This window comes from Mycobacterium sp. 852002-51961_SCH5331710, from assembly GCF_001665535.1.
GTDB lineage: Bacteria > Actinomycetota > Actinomycetes > Mycobacteriales > Mycobacteriaceae > Mycobacterium.
Map to the genome: position 1 here is coordinate 176548 of NZ_LZSQ01000069.1, position 8219 is coordinate 184766.

The window sequence follows — 8219 nt, forward strand, 5'->3', positions numbered from 1 at the left end:
GCACCAGGCAGGCGATATTTCTAATAGGAATATGCCTATTTGTAGCATGCCCGTGTGCGGGGTGTCACACGAACAGCACGATTTACTTTCGATCACGTCAACGACCTGCGGAGACGGCCGCACGCCGGCGTGTTGCAACCCCGGCTAGGGCGAAACGGCGTCGCTTCGGGGGTCGATCAGGATCTTGGCGTGCGCCTCGGCCGCGCCCAGCACCTCGAAGGCGCGGGCCACGCCGTCCAGGCCCACTGTGCCGGTGACGAGGGACGAGGCGTCCACCTTGCCCTCGGCGAGCAGGTGCAGCGTGTCGCGGAACTCCAGCGGCGTGTAGCCGAAGACGAACCGCAGGTCGATGTCCTTGCCGTTCGCGACCGCCGGGCGGAAGTGGTCGGTGCCCATGCACACGCCGACGACGACGACCCGCGACTGCACGGGCGCCGCCCGGATGATGCCGTCGATGACCCCGGGCACGCCGACGCACTCGAAGACCACCGGCCGCTTCGGCGACGCTGCGCCCAGCCTGTCGGCGACCCGGTACACATGCGACCACCCGGGCACGCGGCGCAGCTTCTCCATCGTGCCGACGGCGAGTTCGAACAACTGTTGGGCCTCGGTGACAACCCCGGACTGATCGACGGCCGTGTACGGGGAGTCGACGGCGGGGTCGACGACGACGTCGGCGCCGCAGCGCGCCGCCATCTCGCGACGGGTCGCAGAGAAGTCGCTCGCCACGATGGTCTGCACGCCGAGCGACTTGAGGTGGCAGATCACCGCGAGACCGACCGGCCCACAACCGATCACGATCGCGACATCTCGCTTGCCGATCTGGCTACGGCGCACCGCATGCAGGGCCACCGCCATCGGTTCGGTCAGCGCAGCGATGTCGAGGTCGAGCCCGTTCGGCACGACGAAGCTCATCGAGGCTTCGGCGAGGACGTGTTCGGCGTACGCACCGGGCGCCAGCGGCGACAGCCCGGTCATGTGCACCCCGCCTGCCGCGCGCACCATCGGAAACGACACCACGGGAGCCCCGACTCTGAACTCCTTGGGCGCCCCGGCGCCGCGCTCGGCCACTTCGCCGACGAACTCGTGGCCCAAGACGACCGGCGTGTCCTGGCGCATGAAGTCCGGATAGCCGACCTCGTCCATCACGTCGGTCAGCTCGTCGGCGTGGTCCTTCGCGTGCAGATCCGATCCGCAGATGCCGCAGCGCCGCACCTCGAGCAGCAACTGCCCACGCGCCGGGGCGGGCGTCGGGCGGTCGACGACGGACAGGGTGCCTCGTTCACAGCTGACGGCTTTCATACGTCCATCGTGTACCACGCCGACCGGCGGTCGGACGCTAGGCGCCCGCCGCGCTCCGCCCCGCCCGCCTGCCGTAGAAACTGCCGTCGCCCAACGAGATACCGCTCGCGTAGCCCCATGCGGCGAGACCCGCCGTGCAGCGGCCCGCGGCGAAGAGGCCGGGGATGGGCTCGCCGCTGACGTGCAGCACCTCCGCGTTGAGCGATGTCAGAAGCCCGCCAAGGGTGAATCCGCCGGTGCTCTCGCGCAGGTCGATCGCCCCCACCGGCGAGCCGATCGGTCGCAGCCACTGCGGCTTCTTGTGGAGCAGCGGATCCTCGCCCGCGGCGGCGCCGGCGTTGTAGGCGGAGACGGTCGCCTGAAGCGATCCCGTCGGCAGTCCCATCTCGGATTCGAGTTCGGCCACCGACTCGCACACCCAGGTCGGCGGGCGCAGCATCAGCTGTGGCGACAGCGAGGCCATCGCCTCCTCCTGGGACTTCTCGTCGATGATCAAGAACGCGGTGTTGTCCTGGTGATACAAGGTCAGCTGCCCGACCCTGCCGGGATAGGTGTCCTCGGCGACGTAGCGCTGACCGCGACCGTTGACCAGGATGCCCCGGACCAGCTGCTGCGGATCGATGAAGATGGCGACCTCGGTGGCGTCCATGTGGGCGAGATCGGCGCCCAGCGCCTGCGCCATCCGGATCGCCTGGCCGTCGTGCTGCTCGATGGCGGCGGCGGGCCGGCCGGCGATGCGCGGCGCGTACTGGGCGACCATGGCCTCGTTGTAGGCGAAGCTGCCCATCGCGAGCACCACACCGCGACGCGCCCGCACGGCGATCTCCTCGCCGTACCGCCGCGCGTACACACCGACCACCCGGCCGCCGGACTCGACGACCAACCGTTGCACACGAACGTCGTAGATCGCCCGCGCGCCGGCCGCGGTGGCCGTCTCCACGAGCGGCTTCATCAGCATGTAGCCGGCGCTGGCCTCGCCCTGCTTCTTGTTCGACATCTGTGGGACGTGTCCGCGCGGCGCGGGCGTGGCAATCGTGTTGAACGGGTAGGAGTTCTCCCCGCCGCTGTACATCAGCCCCTGATCGCCCATGGGCTCCCAGCCGGGCTCGCCGAAGAACTCCGGCTTGAACTGGACACCGCACCCTACGAGCCAGTCGAAATGCTCCAGGCTGCCGTCGCAGTAGTCGGCGATGCGCTTCTCGTCGGCGCCGGGGCCCATCGCGACGTTCAGGTACGCGGCCATGTTCGCGACGGAATCGTCGAAGCCACAAGCCTTCTGGATGGGTGTACCGCCGCCCAGGTAGATGAACCCGCCGGCCATCGACGCCGCGCCGCCCCAGGACCCGGTGCGTTCGAGCACCAGGACGTCGGCGCCGGCGCGCGCGGCTTCCACCGCCGCGGCCGCCCCGGCGATCCCGAAGCCGGCGATGACGACGTCGGCTTCCTCGTCCCACTTCGCGATGCCGGCCGCGGGCAGGGGAGTGAGATCGCTGCTCACGGGCGCATCGCGGCCGGCAGGTCGGACACCCACTCGTGGCCCCAGTAGCTGTCGGCGGTGATTTCCTCTGCGGTGTAATAGGTTTCGTCGACCCGCATACCGTCGGTGCCGAATTCGATGTCCCAGTCGCCGGGCGCCCGCACGTAGAACGACACCATCTTGTCGTTGGTGTGCCTGCCCAGCGTCGAGGACAGCTGGAAACCGTCCTTGCTCACCCGGTCGAGGGCCTGCCCGACCGCGTCGAGGCTGTCTACCTCCACCATCAGATGGATCAGGCCCGGATCGCGCAGCGTCATCGCGGGACAGATCGCCAGGCTGTGGTGGCGCGCGTTGATCCCGAGGAACCGCACCCGCAGCGGTCCGAACTCCGGCGGCGTCGGAACGCGGAACGCCCCGCGCGACTTGAATCCCAGGACCTCCGTGTAGAACTGGAAGAGCCCCGGCACGTCGAGGGCCGGCAACACGACGTGGCCCAATCCCTGATCGCCGGTGACGAATCGGGCGCCGTACGGCGTCACCACCGGGCTGTGGTCGAGCACCGCGCCGTGGAAGACCTCGGTGGACGTTCCCGCGGGATCGTCGAACGCGATCACCTCTTCGACGCGACGTGCGTCGGCCTCCTCGAGTGAAAGTTCCTTGACCGCCACGCCTGCGCCGTCGAGCGTCGCCTTCACGCGCGTCAACGCCGCATGGTCGCGGACCTCCCACCCGACGGTGACGATCTTGTCGACGTCGCCGGGCACCACGATGATGCGCGCGGCGCGCTCGTCCATGCGCAGATACAGCGCATCGCCGTCGGGACCGGAGCCCTCGGCGAAGCCGAGCACCTTGAACGCGAAGTGGCGCCAGCGGTCGATGTCGGTGGCCTGAACCTTGACGTATCCGAGGCTCTTGAGATCGCTCATCGTGCCCTTTCTAGATCATCGCCCGCAGCGGGCCCTGCGGATCCACGCCGAGCGAGCTCAGCGCCGCGGCGTGAAACACCGTGCCGGGCACGTGGATCGCGTGCAGCTGGCCGACGTGCACATCGCGCCAGTACCGCTGCAACGGCTTGTCCATGCGCGCGGCGTTGCCGCCCGAGCGAGCGAAGATCTCGTCGACGGCGGACACGGCGCGCCACACCGCACGGATCTGGGTGCGACGGCCCGCGGCCCGGTCCTCGAAGCTGACCTCCTTGCCCGCGGCGACCATGTCGTAGATGCGGTCGGCGTTGGCCAGCAGTTCCTGGCGTGCAGCGTTGATGTCGGCGGCGGCCTCGCCGATCGCGTACATGACGTAGGGGTCGTCCTTGATCGCAACGCCGCTGGAGTTCACGCGTTCGCGCTGATAGTCCAGGTGTGCGGCCAGCGCGCCCTCGGCGATGCCGATCGTGGCGGCGGAGATGCCGAGCGGGAACATCGTCGACCACGGCATCAGGTACAGCGGCTCGGTCATGCCGGCCTCGCGCTGAGCGGTGCCGTCCATCACCTTCATCGCGTCCATCGTCCGGTACTCCGGCACGAACGCGTCTTTGACGATGACGTCCTTGGACCCGGTGCCCCGCAGCCCGACCACATCCCACGAGTCCTCGACGATCTCGTAGTCCGGTCGCGGAAGGATCATGTGCAGCATCTGCGGCGGCATCAGCGGTTTGCCGTCGGAGTCGCCGATCATCGCGCCGAGGATGATCCAGTCGCACGCGTCGGTCCCGGAGCTGAACTGCCAGCGCCCGTTGAAGATGTAGCCGCCGTCGACGGGCTTGGCCACACCCTGCGGCGCGTACGGCGACGCCATCCAGGTGTCGATGTCGTCGGCCCAGACCTCCTCGCCGACGCGCGGATCGGCGTAGGCGAGCTGGTACGGGTGCACACCCACCACGCCGTTGACCCAGCCGGCCGCCGGGTCCAGGGCCGCGGTGGCCATCACGGTTTCGGCGAACTCGCGCGGATGAGCCTCGTACCCGCCGTGCTTCTTGGGCTGAAGCAGGCGGATGGACCCGGCGGCCTTCATCGACTTGACCGTGGCGTCGGTCAGCCGTCCAATCTTCTCGGCCTCGGCGCCCTGATCCTTGAACTGCTCGGCCAGTTGCATCACCCGGTCGAGTACGCGCTCACTCATGCTGATGTCCTCACTATCGGCTGCACTTGATGGTCTACCGCACCGGAAGCGCGAACGGAATCAAATCCCGGTCAGCGGGCGGCGTTTCCGGCTCAGTACTCGACGTGCAGATCGTCGCTGACCGGTCGGGCCTGACAGCCGAGGATCAGGCCCTCGGCCAGGTCGTCGGGCTCGAGGATCTCGCAGCTGGCCATGTCGACCTCGCCCGACACCACGGTCGCGACGCATGAGCCGCAGTGACCTTCGCGGCACGAGTGCGGAGGGTCGACACCGGCGTCGAGCATCGCGTCGACCAGTGTCTTGTCGCGCGGCCAGCGAAGGTGGTGCCGGGTGCCGTCCAGATCGACGCAGACGGTGGCATCGACCCGCGTCCCGCAGGCGTCGGTTGGTGACATGCGCCGATCATCACCGTCGCCGGGTCTCGGGTCGACCGGTCTTTCCGATGGGCGGAACGGTGCCCGCCCGATCGCCCGGTCATCGGGAAACTACGGCGGTGGCGGGTCCACGACGACCTACCGTGGCTGCGTGGGTATCTCCGAGGAGCGGTCAAGCGTGGACGCGGTGGTGGTCGGTGCCGGCTTCGCCGGGCTGTATGCGTTGCATCGGCTGCGTTCGCAGGGCTTGTCGGTGCGCGTGTTCGAAGCGGCGCCCGAGGTCGGGGGCACCTGGTACTACAACCGCTATCCGGGAGCACGCTGCGACGTCGAAAGCGTCGACTACTGCTACTCGTTCGATCCCGAACTCGAGCAGGAGTGGGACTGGTCGGAGAAGTACGCGACGCAGGCCGAGATCCTGCGCTACATGAACTGGGTCGCCGACAAGCTGAACCTGCGCGACGGCATCACGTTCAACACCCGGGTCACCTCGGCCGTGCTCGACGAGGACAACCTGCGCTGGACGGTCTCGACCGACACGGGCGAGGTCGTCACCGCCCGGTTCTGCGTGATGGCGACCGGTCCGCTGTCCGCGGCGTTGACGCCGGACTTTCCCGGCCTGGACGGTTACGCGGGGGAGCTGTACCACACCGCGCACTGGCCGCACGAGCCCGTCGACTTCACCGGCAAACGGGTCGCGGTGATCGGGACGGGCTCGTCGGGCATCCAGTCCATCCCGGTGATCGCCGAACAGGCCGATCGTCTCTACGTGTTCCAGCGGACGCCGAATTATAGTGTGCCCGCAGGCAATCGGCCGTTGACCGACGAGGACCGGGCCCAAGTCAAGGCGACCTACGCCGAGCGCCGCCGACTGTCGTGGCGCAGCGGCGGGGGCTCACCGCACATCGCCCATCCGAAGCTGACGATGGAGGCCACGCCCGAGGAGCGGCGCGACGCGTTCGAGAAGCGCTGGGAACTCGGGGGTGTGCTGTTCTCGAAGACGTTCAGCGATCAGATGATCGATATGGCCGCCAACGAGGAAGCGCGCAAGTTCTACGAGGAGAAGATCCGGGCGGTGATCGACGACCCCGAGGTCGCCGAGCTGCTCATCCCGACCGACCATCCCATCGGGACGAAGCGAATCTGCACCGACACCAACTACTTTCAGACGTTCAACCAACCGCATGTGAGCCTGATCAGCGTGCGGAAGACACCGATCGTGTCCATCGACGCTGACGGCATCAACACCACCGATGCCCATTACGACGTCGACGCGATCGTGCTCGCCACCGGGTTCGACGCGATGACCGGTGCGCTGAGCAAGATCGACATCGTCGGTCGGGGCGGACAGAGGCTGCGCGACGACTGGGCGGACGGTCCGCGCACCTACCTCGGCCTCGGCGTGGACGGATTCCCGAACCTGTTCATGGTCTCGGGACCCGGCGCGCCCGCCGTGCTGGCCAACATGGTGTTGCACGCCGAGGCGAACGTGAATTGGATCGCCGAAGCCATCTCTTATCTCGACGGGCACGGCTACACCGCGATCGAAGCCACCGGCGACGCCGTGGACAACTGGATCGCCGAGTGCAATCGGCGCGCGGAAGCGACGCTGTTCCCCAGGGCGAACTCCTGGTACATGGGCGCCAACGTGCCGGGTAAACCGCGCGGATTCATGTTGTTCATCGGCGGCTTTGGCGTCTACCTCGACATCTGCGCCGAGGTGGCCGCCGCGGGTTACAAGGGATTTCGCCTGCTCGCCTCGTCCTAGGTGTCCTAGGCGTCCCGGCGCAGGAACGCCAGCACGGTGCTTTCAAACGCCGCCTTGGCCTCGATCATCGCCCAGTGCCCGCAGTTCGGGAACACGTGCAGCTCGGCGTTGGGAATGGTGCGCATGGGGATCAACGCCATGTCCAGTGGGCTGACCCGGTCGTCGCGCCCCCACGTCAACAGCGTGGGTGCGGCGACCTTGTGCATCTGCGCCCACGGCAACGGCGCATCGCTGCTACGCATGAACGCCATCATCTGTGCGAAGGCCTTCTTGCCGTACATCCGTCGGGCGGACTCCAGCGTCTCCGGATCGGTCGCCAGCTGCCAGCGTTCCTCGATCAGTTGCTCGGTGACCAGGGACTGGTCGTAGACCATCGAGTTGAGCCAGTCCACCAGCCGCTGACGGGTGGGGTCCTCGGTGAACTCCTGCAGCAACCGGATCCCCTCACTCGGACCGGGACTGAAGATGTTGGTGCCGATGCCGCCGATCGTGACCAGGCGGCCGATGCGATCGGGGTTGTTGATCGCGAAGTTGATCCCCACGCCGCCGCCCATCGAGTTGCCGACGATGTCGACGCGGTCGATCCCCAGCGCGTCGAGGAAGGGGACCACGGCGCCCTGCGCGGTGATCATCGGGTGGCCGCCGAAGTCGTCGCTGACCCCGAAACCCGGGAATTCCAGGATCAGGCAACGGAAGTGCTGGGCGAAGGCGGGTAGCACACCGCGGAAGTTGCGCCAGCCGGTGACGCCGGGCCCGGAGCCGTGAAGGAACAGCAGGACGGGACCGTCACCGACGTCGTAGTAGCGCAGCACACCAGAGGGGGTGGGCGTCTCGCGGAGGTCGTTCTCGACGCGGGCGATGAAGGCTGCGGTATCGGTCACGCCCATAGCCTGCCACGCGCCCGGTCGCTCGCCGGGCGGGTGTTCCGTTCATCGGTCGTCCCGGTAAGCGGGACGCTCACTGTGCCGGTGCGCGTTTCACTGCGACGCTGCCGGTCGAGAGAGACGGGCCGTCGACGCGCCCGCGTGTAGTCAGGAGGCCCGATGTCGCCGGCGACCCCGTCAGGTGCTTCGCGATGACGGTCGTGAGCGACCGCGTCCGGGCGACGGGTTAGCGGGGGTCGCCGAATGGGCACGGTTCAGGTTCTTCGTAGTACGTATCCGCGGTTTACTCGGGGTGC

7 protein-coding genes are annotated in these 8219 nt (G+C 68.0%); 1 reads left to right on the plus strand and 6 read right to left on the minus strand.

Annotated elements, in window-relative coordinates; all coding sequences use genetic code 11:
• Positions 1–144: 144 nt before the first annotated feature.
• The 5 genes from A5752_RS12190 to A5752_RS12210 all read right to left on the minus strand — a co-directional run bounded on the left by A5752_RS12190 (position 145) and on the right by A5752_RS12210 (position 5292).
• Positions 145–1302, minus strand: coding sequence for a zinc-binding dehydrogenase (locus A5752_RS12190; RefSeq protein WP_067085419.1), 1158 nt, complete (start codon positions 1300–1302; stop codon positions 145–147).
• A gap of 37 nt (positions 1303–1339) precedes the next feature.
• Positions 1340–2800 carry an FAD-dependent oxidoreductase gene (locus tag A5752_RS12195; RefSeq protein ID WP_067085453.1) on the minus strand — a complete coding sequence of 487 codons (1461 nt, stop codon included), beginning with the start codon at positions 2798–2800 and terminating at the stop codon, positions 1340–1342.
• On the minus strand, positions 2797–3705 hold the full coding sequence (gene bphC / locus A5752_RS12200; RefSeq protein WP_067085421.1) for a biphenyl-2,3-diol 1,2-dioxygenase: 909 nt from the start codon (positions 3703–3705) through the stop codon (positions 2797–2799). The genes A5752_RS12195 and bphC overlap by 4 nt, the downstream gene beginning before the upstream one ends.
• A 10-nt stretch (positions 3706–3715) precedes the next feature.
• Positions 3716–4897, minus strand: coding sequence for an acyl-CoA dehydrogenase family protein (locus tag A5752_RS12205; RefSeq protein WP_067085423.1), 1182 nt, complete (start codon positions 4895–4897; stop codon positions 3716–3718).
• Positions 4898–4989: 92 nt separating this feature from the next.
• A complete protein-coding gene (locus tag A5752_RS12210; protein ID WP_067085424.1) occupies positions 4990–5292 on the minus strand; it encodes a 2Fe-2S iron-sulfur cluster-binding protein in 303 nt (100 codons plus the stop codon).
• A 130-nt stretch (positions 5293–5422) separates the two neighbouring features.
• On the opposite strand from A5752_RS12210, the gene A5752_RS12215 reads away from it, so the two are divergent.
• A complete protein-coding gene (locus tag A5752_RS12215) occupies positions 5423–7039 on the plus strand; it encodes a flavin-containing monooxygenase (RefSeq protein WP_067085455.1) in 1617 nt (538 codons plus the stop codon).
• Positions 7040–7044: 5 nt separating this feature from the next.
• Here the strand turns inward: A5752_RS12215 and A5752_RS12220 are convergent, their stop codons facing one another.
• On the minus strand, positions 7045–7920 hold the full coding sequence (locus A5752_RS12220) for an alpha/beta fold hydrolase (RefSeq protein ID WP_231967419.1): 876 nt from the start codon (positions 7918–7920) through the stop codon (positions 7045–7047).
• Between the last annotated feature and the right edge of the window lie 299 nt (positions 7921–8219).

Bases quoted from the DNA above. Each gene is read 5' to 3' on its own strand.
- bphC (WP_067085421.1), bottom strand. From the start codon at position 3,705: ATGAGCGATCTCAAGAGCCTCGGATACGTCAAGGTTCAGGCCACCGAC.
- A5752_RS12210 (WP_067085424.1), bottom strand. From the start codon at position 5,292: ATGTCACCAACCGACGCCTGCGGGACGCGGGTCGATGCCACCGTCTGC.
- A5752_RS12190 (WP_067085419.1), bottom strand. From the start codon at position 1,302: ATGAAAGCCGTCAGCTGTGAACGAGGCACCCTGTCCGTCGTCGACCGC.
- A5752_RS12205 (WP_067085423.1), bottom strand. From the start codon at position 4,897: ATGAGTGAGCGCGTACTCGACCGGGTGATGCAACTGGCCGAGCAGTTC.